The organism is Pseudomonas sp. Marseille-P9899, assembly GCF_903166565.1.
Taxonomy (GTDB): domain Bacteria; phylum Pseudomonadota; class Gammaproteobacteria; order Pseudomonadales; family Pseudomonadaceae; genus Aquipseudomonas; species Aquipseudomonas huaxiensis.
In genome coordinates, this window is sequence record NZ_CAESCG010000001.1 from 1,509,168 (window position 1) to 1,529,056 (window position 19,889).

Annotated in this window: 13 protein-coding genes; 5 read left to right on the forward strand and 8 right to left on the reverse strand. The window is 60.9% G+C overall.

Annotated features, from left to right (window positions below):
* Positions 1-9: 9 nt before the first annotated feature.
* From HWV67_RS06665 to HWV67_RS06680, 4 genes are all read right to left on the reverse strand, one after another.
* The gene (locus HWV67_RS06665) at positions 10-885 is read right to left on the reverse strand and encodes a CoA transferase subunit A (RefSeq protein WP_175650472.1); all 876 of its coding nucleotides are present in this window, start codon (positions 883-885) and stop codon (positions 10-12) included.
* Between the two features lies 1 nt (position 886).
* Positions 887-1,783, reverse strand: a complete 897-nt coding sequence (locus HWV67_RS06670) for a VOC family protein (RefSeq protein ID WP_175650473.1) — start codon at positions 1,781-1,783, stop codon at positions 887-889.
* Positions 1,784-2,123: 340 nt separating this feature from the next.
* Entirely contained in the window at positions 2,124-6,464 is a 4,341-nt protein-coding gene (locus HWV67_RS31525) for an RHS repeat domain-containing protein (RefSeq protein ID WP_178126920.1), read from the reverse strand.
* Positions 6,461-10,393, reverse strand: coding sequence for a hypothetical protein (locus tag HWV67_RS06680; RefSeq protein WP_175650474.1), 3,933 nt, complete (start codon positions 10,391-10,393; stop codon positions 6,461-6,463). Before HWV67_RS06680 ends, HWV67_RS31525 begins: the two co-directional genes overlap by 4 nt.
* Before the next feature lie 419 nt (positions 10,394-10,812).
* Between HWV67_RS06680 and HWV67_RS06685 the strand changes: the two genes are divergently transcribed.
* Together HWV67_RS06685 and HWV67_RS06690 are read left to right on the forward strand one after the other, a co-directional pair.
* On the forward strand, positions 10,813-11,979 hold the full coding sequence (locus tag HWV67_RS06685) for an acyl-CoA dehydrogenase family protein (RefSeq protein WP_175650475.1): 1,167 nt from the start codon (positions 10,813-10,815) through the stop codon (positions 11,977-11,979).
* Positions 11,976-13,163: an acyl-CoA dehydrogenase family protein gene (locus tag HWV67_RS06690; RefSeq protein WP_175650476.1), complete on the forward strand. Its 1,188-nt coding sequence runs from the start codon at positions 11,976-11,978 to the stop codon at positions 13,161-13,163. Before HWV67_RS06685 ends, HWV67_RS06690 begins: the two co-directional genes overlap by 4 nt.
* Before the next feature lie 59 nt (positions 13,164-13,222).
* Here HWV67_RS06690 and HWV67_RS06695 read toward each other — a convergent pair whose 3' ends face one another.
* Genes HWV67_RS06695 through HWV67_RS06705 form a run of 3 tightly spaced genes read right to left on the reverse strand, consistent with a single transcriptional unit; the run spans position 13,223 to position 15,372 of the window.
* The gene (locus HWV67_RS06695) at positions 13,223-13,858 is read right to left on the reverse strand and encodes a nuclear transport factor 2 family protein (RefSeq protein WP_175650477.1); all 636 of its coding nucleotides are present in this window, start codon (positions 13,856-13,858) and stop codon (positions 13,223-13,225) included.
* The gene (locus tag HWV67_RS06700; RefSeq protein WP_175650478.1) at positions 13,855-14,628 is read right to left on the reverse strand and encodes an SDR family NAD(P)-dependent oxidoreductase; all 774 of its coding nucleotides are present in this window, start codon (positions 14,626-14,628) and stop codon (positions 13,855-13,857) included. The genes HWV67_RS06695 and HWV67_RS06700 overlap by 4 nt, the downstream gene beginning before the upstream one ends.
* Before the next feature lie 9 nt (positions 14,629-14,637).
* The gene (locus tag HWV67_RS06705) at positions 14,638-15,372 is read right to left on the reverse strand and encodes an SDR family NAD(P)-dependent oxidoreductase (RefSeq protein ID WP_175650479.1); all 735 of its coding nucleotides are present in this window, start codon (positions 15,370-15,372) and stop codon (positions 14,638-14,640) included.
* Between the two features lie 255 nt (positions 15,373-15,627).
* Between HWV67_RS06705 and HWV67_RS06710 the strand changes: the two genes are divergently transcribed.
* The 3 genes from HWV67_RS06710 (at position 15,628) to HWV67_RS06720 (ending at position 18,577) form a co-directional block, all read left to right on the forward strand.
* On the forward strand, positions 15,628-16,461 hold the full coding sequence (locus HWV67_RS06710; protein WP_175650480.1) for an alpha/beta fold hydrolase: 834 nt from the start codon (positions 15,628-15,630) through the stop codon (positions 16,459-16,461).
* A gap of 130 nt (positions 16,462-16,591) precedes the next feature.
* On the forward strand, positions 16,592-17,578 hold the full coding sequence (locus HWV67_RS06715; RefSeq protein ID WP_175650481.1) for a ribonuclease T2 family protein: 987 nt from the start codon (positions 16,592-16,594) through the stop codon (positions 17,576-17,578).
* A 99-nt stretch (positions 17,579-17,677) separates the two neighbouring features.
* Positions 17,678-18,577: a glycoside hydrolase family 19 protein gene (locus tag HWV67_RS06720; protein ID WP_175650482.1), complete on the forward strand. Its 900-nt coding sequence runs from the start codon at positions 17,678-17,680 to the stop codon at positions 18,575-18,577.
* A gap of 49 nt (positions 18,578-18,626) precedes the next feature.
* Here the strand turns inward: HWV67_RS06720 and HWV67_RS06725 are convergent, their stop codons facing one another.
* On the reverse strand, positions 18,627-19,859 hold the full coding sequence (locus tag HWV67_RS06725; RefSeq protein ID WP_175650483.1) for an NADH:flavin oxidoreductase: 1,233 nt from the start codon (positions 19,857-19,859) through the stop codon (positions 18,627-18,629).
* Between the last annotated feature and the right edge of the window lie 30 nt (positions 19,860-19,889).

Genomic DNA, 19,889 nt, shown 5'->3' on the forward strand with positions numbered 1-19,889 from the left:
TCGCTCTCCTCAGAACACGGCAAGGGGCAACGCGCCCATGCGCTCGGCACCGCCGTTTTGCGCTTGATAGGCCTGCTCGCCGCCGGCCACGTAGGTCTGCAGGTACCGGGCCCAGCCACCCTCCTCGCTGGCACTGGCGACGTACTGCTTGAGGTGCTGTAAATCCCAGCCGTAGTCGGAGGGGCAGGAAGTCGGGTGCGCGCCCAGTGGCGCGTGGACCACGCCGGTCACCAGGTAGCGTTCGAAGGTGTTGAAACGCGCGCTTTCGGCAGTCAGTTCCAGGCGCTCTTGGAGTTTTTCGCAGGACACGAAGCACTGCTGCGCGGCACGGGCGAACAGGTGGTCGAAGTACGGATCGGGACCGGTTACCAGGCAGTTACCGAGGCGGTCGGCGACGTTGACGTGAAGGAACGCCACGTCCAGGTTCAACGCCGGCATCGCCAGCAGCACCTCGCCGTCGGCGTAGGGCGAGCGGATTTCCTTGATCTCGGGATTGAGCCGCGCCACGTCGGTGGCCAGGCCGCAGCGGGTCGGCAGAAACGGCAGGCGCATGCCGGCGGCGCGCAGGCCCCACTGGAACATGCCTTCGTCCAGTTCCATCAGCTCCAGCTCGCCGGCTTCGCGGGCCTTGCGGTAATAAGGTTCCAGCGGAATCGCGTCGAGGGTGGCGAAGCCGAACACCAGCTTGCGCACCTTGCCGGCGGCGCAGAGCATGCCGACTTCCGGACCACCGTAGGCGACCACGGTCAGGTCTTTCACCGGCGAACGGAGGATCTCGCGGACGATCGCCATCGGCTTGCGGCGCGGGCCCCAGCCACCGAAACCGATGGTCATGCCGTCGCGCAGTTGGGCGACCGCATCGGCCGCCGTCAGTTGTTTGTTCATGTCAGGCTCCTTGCTGGCCGACCGAGAAGTCGTGGCCCCAGATGCTCACGCGGGTGAACTCGAAGGCCGAGTGTTGCGCCCAGTCCACTTGCAGGCCGCCGAAGCCGTATTCGAGGTCGAAGCCGGACGGGGTCTTCATGTAGAAGCTGGTCATGCGGTCGTTGAGGTGCTGGCCGAGGGTGGCCGAGAGCTTCACGCTCTGGGCCAGATGGCGGTCATGGGCGCGACCGACTTCGGTCATCGAATCGACCTCGACCATCACGTGCACGCAACCGGACGGCACCGAGTACTCGGCCAGGGCCAGGCTGTGGTGACGGGCGTTGCCGCAGTGCAGGAAATGGATGCGGATCGGTGGCGCCGACGGGTCGGGGCGGAAATTGAAGATGTCCGACAGGCTGAAACCGAGTACGTCCTTGGCGAACGCCAGGGTCGCGTCGAAATTCGGCGCCGGCAGCACGGTGTGCCCCAGGCCCATGTCGCCGGTGATGAAACGCGGCACACCCTGAGGCGAGACGAACGGCAGGCAGTCGGAACGATGGCCCCAGCACAGCTCGTGGCGGTTGCCCGACGGATCGACCACCGACACCAGCGCCTGCACGCCGCGCTGCTCGATCGCTTCGGCGCTGCCGGCCTGCCATTCCACGCCCTGCCCGTCCAGATGGCGCAAGGCGGCGTTGAACGCCTGTTCCGAGGCCAGCTCCCAGCCCGAAGCGACATAGCGCGCCTCGCTGCCTTCGACGATCAGCATGCGAAACGGCCGCTCGTCCATCTTCACGTACAGCCCGCCCGCTGGCGCCGGCCGGACCTGCATGCCGAGCACATCCTCGGCGTAGCGCTGCCAATGGCTAAGGTTTTCGACCTGTGCGATGAAATAGCCCAAACCGCGAATCTCGATCATGCCCCTGTTCCTCGATGGCTGAATTCGGTATCGAGGTCATTGTGCGCAGCGGCAGGGGGAGCATCATCGTCCGTTGAGACTAAGCGGGTTGGGCGGGTGCGTTAGCCGAAAATAGACAATCCCATCCTGTTTCTTGCAGATCGACAACACCCCATTTGGGGAATGGGGCACAGCATTCGCTATCGAGCATGCAGACGCGGTGTGCCTGCGGGATGTGATTACCAGGGCAGCGCCCTGGTAATCAGGGTCATCGGCATCTGCAATCAGGACCGATATGGGTTGCTACACGATTCACTATTTGCGGCTAAATCAAACATGTAAAGATCTCTTGAATCTTACGTCAAACGCCATGTAGCCCGGGAACACCAGGGCGCGGAGCAAACTTGACCGGATTATATCTGAACTCCAACCACCGCATGTATTGCACCGGATCAAACATCCGAGATTCATTAATAGGGTGAAAAGGATTTACTTTTGCAATCCTGAGCGAGTCCATATTGGCAATTAATCCATTAATTACTTTTCGACCTCCAAATTCCCCCACAGAAAACGCTGCCCCCACCTCATTCGCCGTATAGCTCGACCATACAGGTCCCACATACCCTTTCACGTTAGCACGCGTGAGGTCAGCAAAGCGCTGTGCAAAAGATCCGCTCATCCCATTGGCCGAATAGCACATGATTAATCGGATATTGGCGTATTTTTTAAAATCAACAACCCCCCTGAGTTTTCTATAGACGTCATCCGCCAACTGGAATTTATCATCCAGCGCCATCATTCCACTAGGACCCAGCAGTCCGCCGTGGGCGTGCAAATTCAATCGCACCCCCCCTCTGTACGTGTCTTCGAACATATACCCCAGATCACCGGCTAGCCGGGCGTTCCTTCCGTCACGTCCCATCTTTTGATATACGACCACCGAGGCGCCGGCTTTCCCTCCGGCGGCAACTTTCCCAACAGGAAGTCGCAAAGCCGTATCCAGGTAACGCCCACTACGCGACGCTTTAAACAGCGCACTGGCACCATGGAATTTCACGACGTTACGCAAGTTGCGCAGCGCCTGAATACCCGCGCGCACCCCGTTGGCGATCAGACCGGCTATTTTCGCCAATACCACCCCAGAAGCATCGAACAGGCTAAACGCGGCCGATGCCCAGCCCAGCCTGTCAGACAGTGCCGGGTTACTCTGCTTGAGTGCCAGTGACGCTGCGCCCAGTGCAAATGCCGTCGCGCCAACAGCCATCAAGACCACACCCAGTACACCACCGGTCATGACCGAGCCGATAACCGCGAGCGCGCCAAAAATCCCGAGCAGCATCCATTCCCACCACTGCGCCGAATCGTGAGTGGGTGGCACCGTCTCCCGGATCATGTCGTCCAGCGAGGCCAGGCTTTGCGCCTGGTCCCGGCGATTCATCATGATGTGCCCGTCTGGATCCCAACAGTTCACCGGGTCTCTGCCGGCGCAGTAGGCTCGGTCATTGAGTCCGCCTTTGCCGAACGGGCTCAGGCTGTCGCCCTGATAAAACGCTTTTTGCTGCGGGTCATAGATCCGGTAACCATTCCCTGCATGGTAGTCGCCGGTCACCGGATCAACGCGCTGGCCGTTATAGCCCAGGCCGCTTTCCATGGCGTTCAGTTCTCCCAGAGGGGCTTGTCCCCACGGGGTGAAGCCGACGGCCCGGCTTTGCCATGCACCCTTGTCGTCCAGCCAGAACTCCTCGCCGCCGCCGTTCTGTGGGTCGGGCAGAATGAAGAGGGTCTGCGCAGTTTCACTTGTACCCTGACCTTTGCGCACCTGCACCACCAGGCCTGCCTCTTCATCCAGCACGCGCCGCTTCACGGCAGTGCCCTTGTCATCCAGCCAGACTTCGCCGCACAACTGATGGTCGCTGTATTGCAATACCCGACGCTGCTTGTTCGCCTCATCCCACTGGGCCGCCAGCCGTCCCATCTCGTCATATTCATAGGTGGCGAGCGTGGTGGTGTTTTCTGTTGCGGTGACAGAGTGCAATTGCCCCGTGTGGGTATAGGCGAATGCCTGCTTGTGCTCGTTGTTGGTCTGGTTACCATTGTCGTCGTAGGTCAACCGCGTTTTTATTGATGTAGCGGCAGGACCGTCTTTCGGGGTCCGCGTGACTATCACGCTGGTGCGCAGAGTCGGGTGTTTGAGATCGCCGTAGCTATAGCGCCGTACTTCAATTTCCTGATTGGTGAATGTCGTGGTGCAAAGCTGAATACTCCCAAGTGGCGTGTAATCATACGACTGGCTGCTGAGCACCTCTCCCTGCGCATTCTTGATTTCATGGCCAGCGGTTGCCGTGACGGTCCACAGACGCAGCTCGTCTCGCCAGTTGAAATAACTAAAGTTCTCCGTCCTGGCGGGGTTGCTTTCCCCGTTTCGGTACCACGTCTTGCTGGATAACTGGCCGATAGCGGTCCAGGTCTGGACGTAGCGACTTTTGACGATCCCGTCCAGGCGGTAAGTACGTTCCACCTCCCGACCGTGTTCGTCGTAACGGTACGCAATGGTCTGTTTACGCCCGCTACGCATATCCTCGACGGCGACGTATTCGCACTCACCTTGCGCGCCATAACGGTAGCGGTACTCCAAATGGCCGCGCCGCACACGGCTACGCCGGTTCTGGCTATCACTCCAGGCCCGACTGAACATACCGTTGGGATGCGAGCCTCCCGCGTCCCCGCCGCGCAACGAATGCTGGCTGCGCCGAGACTGTGTAACGCCGCGCACCACGCGGTCACTATGGTGGAGCCCCAGAAGTTGCGGCGACAAACGCTCGCTGGTGATGGCGCTTTGCAGATTGTCCTCGGTGGCGGGCCGCTCGGCCTTGATCGCCTGCGTGAGGGCGGTGTATTCGAATTTGACCAACAGTGTTTTCGCCGTCTCTTTTTCGGCATACCAGGAAGCCGTATTACCGTCTTCGCTGCTCACGCAATAGAGGCGCGTTTTGTCCGGGCGGACATATCCCTTGTCGTCATATACATAAGTTAGCGACGAGCCCTCTGCGCCTACCGTCCGCGCCGTAATTTCGTCGCCTTGACTGGTTTGTTTACCCATCACCACTATCCTGCCGCTGGCAGCCTTGGCGCTGATTTTGATAGGCGTGGTACTCAGCCCCTCGTATGCCCATTGCACTCCCCGGGTATCAGGCGCAATGACTTCTGTTCGGCGTCCAAGTTCGTCAAACGTGGTGGTCCATTTGCGCGTCACCGGCTCAGTACCGCTTCCAGGCAGGGTTTCCGTGAGGCTGATACGCTGCCCCTTGGCATTGAGGACTTCTTCGGTGACCGCGCCGGAGCCTTTCAATTTATCGCTGCCCGCCTCCCAGCTTTTTTGCTTATGCGTCAAAGTCACCTGTCCGTCCCGATGATTGCGCTGCGTCATCTCCAGCGTGTGCTGCGGGCCTTTGAGCGCTGTGCCGATCAGAGTCTCGGTCGTCAGGGTATCGCCCTGCTCCGCATCGGTTTTGCCGGTGGTGCTTTCTGCGGTCCAGAACCAGTCCCGCAGGTTGTCCGGCAAGGGGACGCCGTCATTGCGCAGGCACAAGCCGCCGGGAAAATAGTCATACACGCACTGCTGCGTGACTTCACCGTCGGCACCGTAGGTCATCTCCTGGAGGCAAACATAATTGCTGTCAGCGTGGTCAGTGCCGGCCGTGCGCTGCAACTCCCAGCGTACCGGGCGCTGCAGGCCATCCAGCAACACCCGGCCACAGCGGCCGTCCGGGCCGGTCGTACTGACCCAGGTGCCGCTGTGGGTATCCGTCCACTTGATGGTCTCCACGGACTGCCCGTCCTCTGGCATTGATCCGTCTAGAAAGCTTGCTTCGACATAGGGGCAGGTTGTGCTGCCGAGCAGTCGGTCACGGGCATCGTAGGTGTGATGCAGCGTCTTGTCCGGGCGACCCAGATCATCCTGCTGTGTCTCGCGCAGGATGCGCCCGCTGCGCGCAGAGCGGATGTGGTGTGACAAGACGGGAGTCAACTCAAGGTTTTCAACCTTCAATGTGGTTGTACTTTTAGCCCGCAACGTCCCGGCGGTCACATCTGAAGTCAGGGTCTCCACCAACTTGCGGGTCTGGCGAGCATTGTTGTCCTTGTACCAGGCAGTGGCAGTGCTCACGGTTGTAAGCACACCAGCTTCTTTTTTTAGCTCGACCTGCTGCAAGCCGACCGACAACCCTACCCGTCCCGTGGCTTTTGTCACGGTCCAGGGTGCGGTAGTGGTGTCAACCGTCACCCCCTCCAGACTAAGAACCGTATCCGGAGTCAACACACCCTCCTGGCTTACTGTTGCCTTTGCATACCCGTACAGGGTCAGCGTAGCGTCGGACATACTGCCGTCAGGAAATTCCAGAAACTGATACTGGGCCATCAGGGGCGGTTGCGTTGTGTCATGGATCACCGGGCACGTCAGCGCCATGGCCGTTGACAAGGGCGTTGCTTCGCTGCTTTCCAGTGTCAGGCCCGTGATCAGGCCAGACACTTGAGGAGTCTTATCACTGCGGTCCGGCTTATCCAGAGCGGCAGTCACAGGGTAATAGCAGAAATGAGTCGTCTGGCCGTCTCCTGCCACGACCTTCAACGGCAGCCCTAGCTCTGTATCGCAGGTCACGAGGGTGGTTTCTGTCACTGAAGTGCTTGCTGTTGTCTGACTCATGACAGTGTCTCCTGCGCAGCGGGGGTCGATGTTGTCGTCTGCAGATCTTCCGTGGTCACGGTGACTTTGACGGGCTGGGTAGCCCACCGGTATTTGGCCGCCAAGGTCGTACCGCTGACCTCGTCCGGGTACTCCATTCGGGTTGTGGTGCGGGAGACGCCCTGAACCTCTTCTACAATCTCCGTTTCAAGGCAGTGGCTGTTCTTGAGCGCCCAGGTGCGTCGAGTGAACGGGCCGCTCACGCCATCGCCCAGATCCAGGGTTTGCGTAGAGGAAAATGAATCGCCCTCTTTTTGCAGCGGGTTATTGATGTCCACCCACTGCCAGGTGTGACTGATAACGGGCTGGCCGGCACCCGGCACCAGGGTATGGCGCCCTACTCGTGGCAGGGGCATGTAAACGCTCGTGTGTGGATCCCAGGTTTTCCAGGCCGTTACATAACTCACCACCTCAAGCGAACCGTCCTCCTCAGCCACCGAGTTCAGCACGCGGTCCAGTACCGGGTCACCGCAGTATCCGAAGACCACTGTCTGCGTTGGCGAGGCGTCGTTTTTGCCCTTGCGGGTCAGTTTGGACAGCAGGCAATCGGTGATGTGGAGCGTGACGGTGTATTCCTCCTCCGTGCCCGGCCAGACAGTGAACGTGCTGGCGTATTTACCATTGGCGACAGGGGCGCCATGCGTTGCAGTCAACAGATCGGTCGTGAGATCACGGATGGTATTCAGCCGAACATGCCCCTCTTTTCCTTCCCACGCCAGATCCAGTTTTTTGCCTTGGGGTGAAGTGATAGCGGACGGCACCAGTAGCAGGGACGTGCGCTTCATCTCTGTCTTGAGCTTGTCGAGCTTTTCGATCTCGTCGTTGATCTCCTGAGAGTCTGCGCTTGAAACACCGCTCTCCTTCAGCCATTGCTTCAGATTCTTTTGAACGCCCTCCAGCTTTTCCAGATACGCCATCTTGTAGTGCTCGCTGGCCTCTTTCTTGTCGTGCGTACCCGGCTCGGCTAGCACTTCCTGTCGCCCGGAAGGGAATATCACCGTGAGATGGGTCAGTTTGTCGAACGTGCCTTTCGCACCCGTCAATGTCACGCCGTTGATGGGCAGACGTTTTTTATCTGTGGCCTCGGTGATATTGGCCGCAGTCAAGGTCAGGGTCTGACCTGTGCCAAGCGTCAGCCGGCGCAGGCGGTTGTCATAAGAGGAAAAGCGAAACGCCCAGCCGTCGCCAAGAGCACTTTCATTGGCCCGGGTAGCGGAATAGTGCAAGGTGAGGTCGATGTTAGGGCCTGTGCCGTCAAGCCCGCGGATAACGCCCACCGGATAATGTGCGTGGAACAGCCCGGTTCTGGGGTCAACACCATTCTCGGTAGCGCCGCTGACGTCATAAACCTCTGACCCAAGTGTGTTGGCGTAATCGGCACAGAGCGAATCACTGGGAATAAAAGGCCTTCCAGTGATGGGTGGATCGATAGTGAGTACTGAGGCTGCAGCGCGGGTAATGCCGGCCTCGCTGATATAACTGGCGCGCGCGAGCGGATGATTTGTCGTAATCGTCATCCCGTCAGGGATATGGAGGTGAATACCAGCGCTGCGGCGGTAGTGCTCCTCCAAGGGAAAAACCTGGGTGGCCGCCGTTCCGGGCATTAATTCGGGCGTGTAGGAAACAAACCGGATGCCCAACTCAGCAACACCAGGCAGAAGTTGTAGATCCAGCGTAACGCTGGGAAGATCAGAACCCGGGATGAGTTTTCTCAGCTTTTCAATCCATATGCGATTTTCGGACCTGTCCTGTGCAGCTCTGGCCTCTTCAATCTTGGCCGTCACATTAACAGGATCGGTCACAACGAGATCGCCTACAACGGATACGGGATAAAAAACAAGACCGTCGGGAACCGTCCTTTGTGGCTCATGTCTTGTTGGCGGCCTTGAATCCAGAGACTTAGTGTCAATCACCGTCAGCGTCATCCTGTCTTCGCTGCAGGCTAGACACTCTTTAACCCAATAATTGGGAGGCAATCGCAACTGCCAAAGCTCTACGTCCGAGAAGGGGATGTCTTCACGCGAAACACGAGAGGCGGGTAATGCAGAAATATCTTGATCTACCAATGCGGACCTTAAACCAGCCTTGGCATATATTTCACTCGAAACAGAATTACTCCATATCGCTGAAAGCAGGTCTCTTCTTTTATCATCATCATGTTGCGCAGAAATACCAGCTTTCGGTCCTGGCGCAATGCCCAGGACCTCATTGACTAGTGGCATCGCACCAAGCCCTTCAATGACCTCACCATTTATCAAGACGTCTTCTTTTCCATGCCACGCGCGCAACCTATAGAAATGATGCTGTAGCAGATATCTCGCTTTTTCGGCCGTTCCAGTAAGGCCAGGTATTGCTCCCATAATCAACACTTCTTCACTCACCAACTTATCTCTCAAAAACATCAGACGGGTACCCAACTGAGTGGGCTCTGATATCTCTTTCTTTACCCTCGCTGCCCACGGTTCGGCATGCAGCACCATTTCTGCTTCGGCCGGGGCCCACAGTGTCCACGCATCAACTTTCTTATCTGTAGTGGCGGGTGCAGAGGACTGAGCAACCTTTTCACCGAACCCCACAAACGGCACATCAGTGGCGAACTTCGAACAGAGGAAAATGCAAAGCGCTCTAACCCAGGCATCCTTTGTTGCCTTGTCGGCAACGCCCGGTTCAAATGCCCAGGCATGCGCAACCTGACCGCTCCAGCGATCACACAGGGTGATGCGTACGCCGTCTTTGTATTTGTCAAACAATTCGCCCAGCGCCAGTGGTGTACCGTCCGGGTTTTCCAGCGCTTTTTCATGTAGCGAGGTGATATCAGGTAGCCCCAATGTCACCACCCTGACGGGTAGCCCCATGATCCACAGGTTTGAACTCGCCGCTGCGGGCTCGGCATCGGCAGTCGCGCCGCCCAGTCGCAGATAACTCCCCAAGGGCGAGGCCTTCAGCGCAGATGCAAGCGAGGTCATGCACGCCGCAGCGTCGCTACCCTTCACCGTGTGACTGAACGGCGAACCTGGCAGTTGCGCATTGGAATAGCGGTCATAAACGAGAAACTGAATAACGGCGCCGTCAGTGGGTTTGAATGCCCCCACGGCTTTGTATTTTTGCCAGGTAACAGGCTCCAGTTCTACGGACAGATTTGAATACTGGGGTATCCAGAGTGCATTACCCGTTTTAGCCGGAGAAATGGACACCTTGTCGTCGCCCTGCTTACCCGCGCGTAACATGCCATAAGCACTGGCGGACTTCTTGTTTGTCTCGTCGATGTATTTGCAGAGTGCCTCTGGCCAGGCGGCGGCCTTACGCACATCACCGGCTGGCGTAAATAGAAAGGTTTCATACAAATGAAGGCTGGTTCTGTCCCGCACCTGTAGCGATAGTTGCTCACCCGCAGCCAGGTCAAAGCCCGGAACTTGCGCTGCAATTACCTGATTAGCAATGAACGGCGCAGATGTAAATACTCGGTAACCGCTATCGTAGTACCACAGCCGGTTGACCTCCGCCTTCTTGACGAAAGTCATATCGGAGAAAAGTTTCGAAGATGGGCTGCCGGTGGCAGACACTTCAAGCGCACCGTTATCACTAAACTTACCAGCGGTTAAATAGCGTGATTCACCGGAGGACACCGGCGCGGAGTTGATAGCGCTCAGAAAAGCGGCCGGCCATTTGGCAACTAGCCGGTTATCTTTATCCGCCGTAAAGGCAACGGTTTTCATGACCTGCCCGTCACGTTCCCTGATGACCCAGGCGTGAATGCGTTCCCCGAGACTCAGGTCACGGTCCGCCAATAAATAACCCTGACTACGCCAGCGGTGTTCACCTGCACCCACACTATCCTGTTCAAAACCGACCATGGAAGGTAGAAGGTCATCAGCGTCGTGATTCAGCATTTATTGAACTCCGCGTTTCAGGCACTGTACGAAATTCGTTCGAACTAGCCCATGCTGCATTGAAAACAGGCTCGCGCGCGCCATGACGCACCCCGCTAACCATACGAAATGAGAAATACATTGACGGCGACACCGCTTTTTTTCAGCCTAGCCCGGCAAACTTATGATCTTTAGAATCGTTGGCAATAATATTTCCGGCGCGCTGCCTAGCATTTTTGTCAGTTGCTGAAGTACCGGACTGCTGTCACCGTAATAAATTATTTGACCGCAATTAACCAACCCGTAATTAAACTTCACCGTTCCCCACATCGAACCGCACCGACTCAAAGCCCATAGCGCCTAGTCCGTTTCAATGATTCGCCCGCAAAACCACCCCACCTAGACTGCGGCATCCTTTTGTCCCGCAGAGAACCGTCCCTATGGAGTTCGCCTTTACCGAAGAGCAGTTGATGATCCGCGACAGCGCCGAGCGTTTTCTGGCCCAGGCCAGCGACTCGTCCGCCGTTCGCGCGGGCATGGCGCGTGTCGATGATTACGACCCGGCGCTGTGGCAGCGCATCGCTCAGGAGCTGTACTGGCCGGCGCTGATGGTGCCGGAAGCCTATGGCGGCATGGGCCTGGGTTTCGTCGAACTGGCCTTGTTGCAGGAGCAGTGCGGGCGTTTTTTGCTCGGCTCGCCGCTGTTCGCCACCGCGTGCTTGGCGACCCCGGCCCTGCTGCTGGCCGATAACCCGCCGTTGCAAGCCAACTGGCTGGGCGCAATCGCTGCCGGGGAAACCCGTGCCACGCTGGCTTGGGGTACGGGTATGGACGCCGACAACGTGCAGATCACCGCCCACGCCGAGGCCGGCGGCTATGTGCTCGATGGACTCTGCGCGCAGGTACTGGACGGCGCGCAGGCTGACCTGCTGATCGTCGCCACCCGTGAACCGGGCAGCCAGGGCGAACACGGCATTAGCCTGTTCGCCCTCCCCGCCGCCACTCCTGGCATCACCCGCAGCGCCCTGCCCACCCTCGACCAGACACGGCGCCTGGCACGGATCGAACTGCGCGAAGTGCGCGCCGCCGATGCGCAGTTGCTCGGCGTCGCCGGCCAAGGCTGGCCGCTGTTGCGCGATGTGCTGAGCATCGCCGCCATTGGCCTGGCGGCGGAGCAGACCGGCGGCGCCCAGCAGGTTCTGGACCTGACCCTGGCCTACGTCGCCGAGCGCAAGCAATTCAACCGGCCGATCGCCAGTTTCCAGGCAATCAAGCACCGCTGCGCCGACATGATGCTGCAGGTCGAATGCGCACGTTCGGCGTTCTGGTACGCCGCCTGCGTCGCCGGCGAGCGCCTTGCCGCAGACGGCGATCCCGCGCTGGCCAGTGAACTGCTCGCCGCCGCCGCCACGGCGAAGCTGCACGCCAGCGAGACCTTCTTCCACTGCGCGGCCGAGTCCATCCAGTTGCACGGCGGGGTTGGTTTCACCTGGGAATACGACCCGCACCTGTACTTCAAACGCGCCCGCGCCGGCGAACAGTGGCTGGGTACGCCGGCCTGGCACGCCGAGCGCCTGGCCGCGCAACTCCTGGAGCAACGCCCATGAAAATCGGATTCAACAGCGCGGACGAAGCCTTCCGCAAAGACATCGCCCAGTGGATGGCCGAGCACCTGAGCGGCGCATTCGAGCCTCTGCGTTTTCGCGGCGGGCCGGGCGACGAGCACAGCTTCCCGGAACAGCGCAAAGCCTGGGAACGTGAGTTGGCCGCGGGCGGCTGGACCGGCGTCGGCTGGTCTACAGAACACGGCGGTCGCGGTTTGAGCATCAGCCAGCAAGTGATCTTCCATGAGGAATATGCCCGCGCGGGCGGTCCCGGACGCATGGGGCATATCGGCGAAGGGCTGGTCGGTCCGACCCTCGCCGCCTTCGGCAATACCGACCAGAAACGTCGGCTGTTGCCCGGCATCCTCAGTGGCCGCGAGTTCTGGTGCCAGGGCTATTCCGAGCCCGGCGCCGGCTCGGACCTGGCCAATGTGCAGACCCGCGCGCGGCTGGACGACAGCGGCGAGTACTGGCTGATCAGCGGGCAAAAAGTCTGGACGTCGCTGGCCCACGAAGCCGACTGGTGCTTCGTGCTGGCCCGTACCGAGCCGGGCAGCAGCGGTCATCACGGATTGTCGTTCCTGCTGGTGCCGATGGCACAGGAACAGATTCGTGTGCAGCCGATCCAGCAACTCACCGGTACCAGCGAGTTCAACGAAGTGTTCTTCGACCAGGCGCGGACCTCGATCGCTAACCTGGTCGGCGAGCCCGGCGATGGCTGGAAGATCGCCATGGCACTGCTCGGTTTTGAGCGCGGTGTTTCCACGCTTGGCCAGCAGATGCAGTTCCAGAACGAGCTGGACGAGGTTATCCGTATCGCCCGCGACAACGGCGCCAGCCGCGACCCACTGTTGCGCCAGCGTATCGCCCGCGCCTGGGCCGGGCTCAAGGTGTTGCGCTACAACTCGCTGCGCATGCTCTCAGGCGCGCAAGACGGCAGCCTTGCGCGCGAAGCGATGATCTACAAATTGGCGTGGTCGACCTGGCATGCCGAGCTGGGCAAGCTGGCGATGGACGTGCTGGGGCCGCAGGCGGAAATTCTCGACGGCGCGCCTTATGAGTTGAACCGGTTGCAGTCGCTGTTTCTGTTTACCCGGTCGGACACCATTTACGGCGGCAGCAATGAGATTCAGCGCAATGTGATTGCCGAGCGGGCGCTGGGGATGCCGCGAGAGGTGCGCAGATAATCTAGAGGCCCTGACAACAACAAAAAAGGCCGTCAATCGACGGCCTTTCTGCCCTTCCCTCACCGCACCCGAATCTTCGGATCCCCCGCCCCTCGGCGCATTGTCTGCAAGAACCCCTCCAGAGGCGCCGGCTCAGCAATCTGCGGCAACGCGTCCTTGTCCGGCCGGTTGGCCCAGAACCCATCCCACGACGGGAACAGTTCATGGAAGGTGCCGGCGTAGGGCTCGCGCCCCGGCCAGCGCATTTTCAGGCCGCCGATCGGCGGTTTGTTGAGGTCGGTCGCGTACCAGTAGCACGGCAGCCGACGGCGGAAACACCAGCGCCCATCGATGCGCTCGTAGTCGTCCCAGTAGAGCATCTGCATGATCACCCACTCGGGTCCGGTCTCATGCTCGTTCTTCGAATAGACCACGCCAGTGGCATGGTCCGGATCGCTGAATTCGATGATGTGCTGGCCCAGGTGGTGCGAGGTGCCGTGGAACTGCTTGCGCATGGTTTCGTCGAGCCACGCCTTGAGGTGCGCACGGCCGCTCTTGTCGCGGCCCACCCGCACGTCGGCGGCAAAGCAGTTGGCCATGGCGTCCATGTCGCGCATGTCCAGCGCCAGGGCGTACTTGCCGGCCAGTTGGCGGATGGCGTCGAGCGACTCCAGGCGGTCGATACGCTGCAGCAGCGAGGCGTCGTTCGGGTTCATTCCAGCACCGTGTACAGGTCGGAACTGCGCCCGCCGTCCACGCTCAAGCTGGCGCCGGTGACATAGGAAGCTTCGTCGCTGGCGAGGAACAGGATGGCGTTGGCCAGCTCCACCGGCAGGCCGACCCGTTTCATCGGGATGACCTTCTCGGTATTGGCGCGGGTTCGCGCGTCGCTGAGCATGCCGGCGGTAGCCGGGGTATCGACCACGCCGGGGATGACCACGTTGCAGCGCACCTTGTGTGGCGCGCCTTCGCTGGCGGCGGCGCGGCTGAAGTTGATTACCGCCGCCTTGGCCGCCGAGTAACCGGCCATCCAGGCGGTGCCGAACAGGCCGCAGATCGAGGCGATGTTGACGATGGCGCCGCCGCCGTTGGCCTGCATCAGGCGCATGGCGGTGCGGGTGCCCCAGAAGGTGCCGTCCACCGTGGTGCTGAAGTTGGCGTGCCAGTCGGCAGTAGTCATGCTGTCGATGCCGCCCCAGGTGTAGGCCATGGCGTTGTTGACCAGGATGTCGAGGCGACCGTGGCGCTTGGCCGTGGCTTCCAGCGCGGCGACATAACCGTGTTCGTCGCTGACATCGGCCACCGCAACTTCAGCCTGGCCACCCAGTGCCTGGATACGCTCCAGAACATCCTGCAGCGGCTCGGGACGCCGCCCGCAAAGCACCACGGTGGCGCCTTCCTCGGCGAAACGCAGGGCGGTGGCTTCACCGATACCGGAGCCGGCACCGGTGACAAAAGCGATTTTTCCTTGCAGACGCTTGCTCATGGAAACTCCTCAGATAAAGGCCATGCCGCCGTTGACGGCAACGTTCTGACCGGTCATGAAACTGGCGTCTTCGCTGGCCAGGAAAACCGCCACCCGGGCGATTTCGTCGGTTTCGCACATGCGCCCCAGCGGCACGTTTTTCAGCAGCGCCTGCATGTGCTCGTCGGGAATGCCGGCCATCATCGGCGTGTTGGTCGGGCCCGGCACCAGGGTGTTGACGCGGATGCCGCTGGCCGCCAGTTCACGGGCGATGGAGCGGGTCAGGCCCATGACTGCGGCCTTCGACGCGCAGTAGTGGCTGGGACCTTCGCCGGTCAGCGCCGCGGTGCTGGAGAGGTTGATGATCGCGCCCTGGCGTTTGCCCTTGAGCATCAGCCGCGCGCCTTCGCGGGCACACAGGAAGGTGCCGCCGAGGTTGACGTTGATGACCCGCGCCCAGCTCTCGTCGGGGGTGTCGAGAAAGCTGTCGAGAGCACCGACGCCGGCGTTGTTGACCACGATGTCGAGGCCGCCGAAACGGGCTTCGACCTGGCCCATGGCATCGGCCACCGACGCACTGTCGGCGACGTTGCAGGACAGCGCCAGGACGTTCTCGCCCAGGTCCGCCAGGCTGGCAGCCAGGGCCTGTTGATCGAGGTCCACGGCTACCACTTTCGCCCCTTCGGCGACGAACCGACGCACGATGGCCTGGCCCATGCCCTGCCCGGCGCCGGTGACGAAGGCCACCTTGTTCTGCAGCTTCATAGCATTCTCCCTGGAGTGTTCGACGCGGCCCGCAGACAGCGGGCCCTCCCCGGCATGATTGGCCCGCCGACCGGGGCCAACATCGTCCAACAGGACTAGCGGACCAACCGGTCCATGTGGTCTGAACGGACGATGTGGCGAGGCCGCGCAGGGCCGAGCATCTCCTGGCGCACACTGGCCGGGTGCGGCTTACCCCTTCGCTCATCCACCACGCCCGGCCGGTCTGCGCGTCCATCCGCAGACCTGGAGAACCTCATGAATCAATCCGTAGACCTGCCCTTGCCCGTCGGCCATTACCAGACCCTGCCCGGCGGTCTGCGCCTGCACTACCTCGACCAGGGCGAAGGCCCGGTGGTGCTCTGGCTGCACGGCAGCGGCCCGGGTGCCAGCGGCCATAGCAACTTCAAGGGCAACGCCCCGGATTTCGTCGCCGCCGGCTATCGCAACATCCTGCTTGACCTGCCCGGTTTCGGCCGCTCCGACAAGCCCGATGACGTGCAGTACAACCTGGATTTCTTCGTCGAATGCGTGGGGACTTTCCTGCAACAGATCGGCGTCACGCGCTGCACACTGCTCGGCAATTCGCTGGGCGGCGCCATCGCCCTGGGCCTGGCGCTGCGTCACCCGGAGCTGGCGGAAAAGCTGATTCTGCTGGCGCCAGGCGGCGTCGAAGAACGCGAAACCTACTTCCAGATGCCGGGCATCCTGCGCATGGTCGGCCTGTTCAATGCCGGCCCGATCGGCATGGAAGAAATGCGCAGCATGATGAGCCTGCAACTGTTCGACCCCTCGATCCTGCCGGAAGACTTGCTGGAGGAACGGGTGGCGGTGGCGGTCACCCAGCCGAAGAACCTGTTCAGCACGATGATGGTGCCGAACATGGAAAGCCGCCTGGGCGAGATCCAGTGCCCGATCCTCGGTTTCTGGGGCAGCAATGACAACTTCAACCCGGTCAGCGGCGCGCAGCGCATCATCGATGGCGCGGCCAAGGCACGCTTTATCGTGCTGAACCAGTGCGGGCACTGGGTGCAGGTCGAGCACCGGGCGTTGTTCAACCGCAGTTGCCTGGAATTCCTGCAATTCGGTTGAGCCACGGCCCCGCCCGGAGCAGCAAAACTGCTCCCGGGCACGTCGGTTTTCCTCTTTGCTTTCTGCGCGCCATCAGGCCACGACTACGGTAATCTCCCGCGGCATCCGTTTGCTGACCCAGGACATCACCATGGACCGTCTGGCCATACTTTCCCTCGCCACCCTGCTCACCTTTCTGAACGTCGATAACGCTCTGGCCGTGAATGCCAGCGCGGGCACCTTTGCGGTTTCGCAACGCTGCGAAGCCTTTCAATCGTTCAAGAACAAGACCAACCCTGGCAACCTTGCCGTTGAGCCGGGGCAGACCTACCCGATCGCCGAGGTCAACCGCGAGCAATTCCAGTGGGTCAGGGTCAAGGTGGGTTCGGGCAAGAACAACCTGCGCTGGGTCTCCGCCGACTGCGGCGAGGTGGACGGGCTGGTGATGTCTGAAGCGGGAGCGCAGGCCTGCCGGGTCCCCGATAAATACGACAGCTATGTGCTGGCGGTAACCTGGCAGCCGGGCTTTTGCGAGCATGACCGGGGCGGCCCGGCCAAGCCGGAGTGCAAGGCCATGAAGAGCGGCGCGTTGACGGTCAATCACTTCACCTTGCACGGCCTGTGGCCGAACAAACAGGCCTGCGGGATCGACTATGGCCAGTGCAACGGCGCCGAGCTGAATCTGAGCGCCGACACCGTGGACTACATCAAGCCGTGGATGCCGAATTTTCATTACGGCACGCAGTTCGGCAACTACGAATGGAAGAAACACGGGGTGTGCCAGACGGCCATGACCGATGACGCGTACTTCCGCTTCGCGGTGGACCTGCTGAAGTCCTTCAACGACTCCCAGGCCGGTGAATACATCCGCAGCAACGTCGGCGGCGAGGTGTCCAGGGAGCAGGTCTATTCGAAGCTGGCCGATGAATTTGGCAGCAAGGACGCGCGCAATAACTTCCTGTTGATCTGCAGCGGCGACTACCTGGAGGAGATCCGCGTGTCGTTGCCGAAGGACTTCAAGGGCGAGCGCACCTTGAAAGGAGTGATCGGTCAGGCGTTCCTGCCCCGTCAGGCGACTGATCGAAGTGAATGCCGAGCGGAGAGGATCCGCATCGAGGCCAGTGGCGCGGGAGCCTGATAACAGGCTGCTATTGAGGCCCGTCACTCGACAGAAAGCTTGCCTTTGGCTGTAGGAATAGTTCAAGTTCTCCGTTTTCAGGGATGAGACGGAGGCGATATGTCCGGTTTTCTGCGGGGTCTGGCGTTCTGGAAGCGGCATAAGAACAAGCACCCATCAGTCGTCGCCGTTGCCGCGCCGCCAGCGGCTGTGGCGACGCCCGCCCCGGTGACGCCACCGCCTCTTCCTGCCTCGGCGCCCTCACCCGTCGTCCAGCACTTCAGCTTCAACCTGGCGCTGATGAAGCGGATGTTCAGCGGCGTCGGCGATAACCGGCACGGTGATCTGCTGGCCATCGCCCACGAACTCAACGCCCACCTCGATTTCTACAAACTGGACACCCCCCTGCGCCGCAGCCATTTCTTCGCGCAGATCCTGCAGGAAACCAGCGACCGGCTGATCGTCGAAGAAAGCTTCGCCTACCGCAGTTCGTCACTGCCCAAGACCTTCAAATACTTCCGCAACAACCCGGATGCCGCCTGCACCCACGGTTTCTGCAAGCCCGGCCTGGTCAAGGCCAATGGCGAGCGGATGGCCCGCTACGACTTCGAAGCCATTGCCAACTTCGCCTATGGCGCACGTGCCGACCTGGGCAATGGCGGCCATGCCAGCGGCGATGGCTGGGCCTTTCGCGGACGCGGCCTCAAGCAACTGACCGGGCGGCACAACTACACCCGCTTCCAGCGCTGGCACGAAAACCACCAGACGCGATGGCCAGACGACACGGTGGACTTCCTGAAAAACCCGGACCTGCTGTTGCAGATGAAGTACGCCACCCGCTCCGCGGTGAACTTCTGGCTGGAAAACCGGCTGTACGAGAAGGCGGATCTGGGCAGTGCGCCGGAGGTCGTGAACCGGATCACCGATGTGGTCAACAAGGGCACCAGTGAAGACAGCCGCGAAAAACGCCGGGCCAATTTCAAGCGGATCTGGGACGGTGCAATGATGAAGCTGGCGTAGGGCCGGCGATGCGGGCGGCAGGAACTGCCGCCCGGGGCGTCAATCCAGACTATTGGCCTCCCGCCGGCACCCGGTTCAGCGCCGCATCTCCCGGCTGACCGAGCACGCACGACGTTCCACCCGGCGTATACATCATCGCCACGCAGCGATTGCACGCCGTGCACATGTTGCTGCGCCCTTCACCATTGGCCAGCTTGTTCACATACCCAGGCTCGGCGATCAGCGCCCGGCCCATGGCAATCAGGTCGAAACCTTCGCTCATCAGTTGTTCGATACCGCCCAAGCTCTTGGCGCCGCCCAGGTAGGCCAGCGGCATCTTCACCGCCGCGCGGACCTTGCGTGCGTGCTCCAGCAGGTACAGCTCGCGGAACTCCACCACCGGGTCGGTCATGCGCTGGATGGCCATGGCCAGGGCAATCACCGGGTTCTTCTGTTGCACGCGGTTTTCCTTGGGAAAGGACGAGCCGAACATGGTGGTGATGGATTCGGCGTTCATCCCGGCGCTGAGCACCAGCAGGTGCGCGCCCTCTTCTTCCAGCATGCGCGCGATGCGCGCGCCGTCCTCGGCGCTGTTACCGGCGCGCACGCCTTCGGTGATGCTGTATTTGCAGATGACCGCCATTTCCCGGCCCACCGCATCGAGCACCGCCCGCAGTACCCGACGCGGGAAACGCAGGCGGTTTTCCAGGCTGCCGCCGTACTGATCGCGGCGCTTGTTGTACAGCGGCGAAATGAACTGGCTGAGCAGGTAGCCGTGACCCATATGGATTTCCACTGCGTCGAAGCCGGCTTCACGCGCCAATCGCGCGCCTTTGGCAAAGTCCTCGACCACTTGCTGCATGTCGCGCTCGTTCATGGCCTGCTTGAGGAACATGCCGCTCATCATGCCGATCTTGTTGAAGCCGCCGCTGGCCGACAGCGGCCGTTTGGTCGAGCGTTCGCGGATGAAGGTGAAGCAGCCGCCGTGGGTAATCTGTGCGCTGGCCTGGCCGCCCTTGGCATGCACGGCATCGGTCAGGGCCTTGAAGTGCGGCAGGCTGGCGGGTTCGAGGATCAACTGGTTGGGCAAGGTGCGGCCATCCTTGCTGACCGCGCAATAGGCGACCGTGGTCAAGGCCACGCCGCCGCCGGCGAGGTTGCCGTGCAACGCCGCCAGTTGCCGGGACGGCACGCCATTGGCACTCATGCCTTCGTTGGTGGCAGCCTTGATAAAGCGGTTTTTCAGGGTCAGCGGGCCGATGGTGACCGGGCTGAACGGCGATGGAGCGGAACGGGTTTGCATGACAGGCCTCGACGTTTGGACGAACAAAGC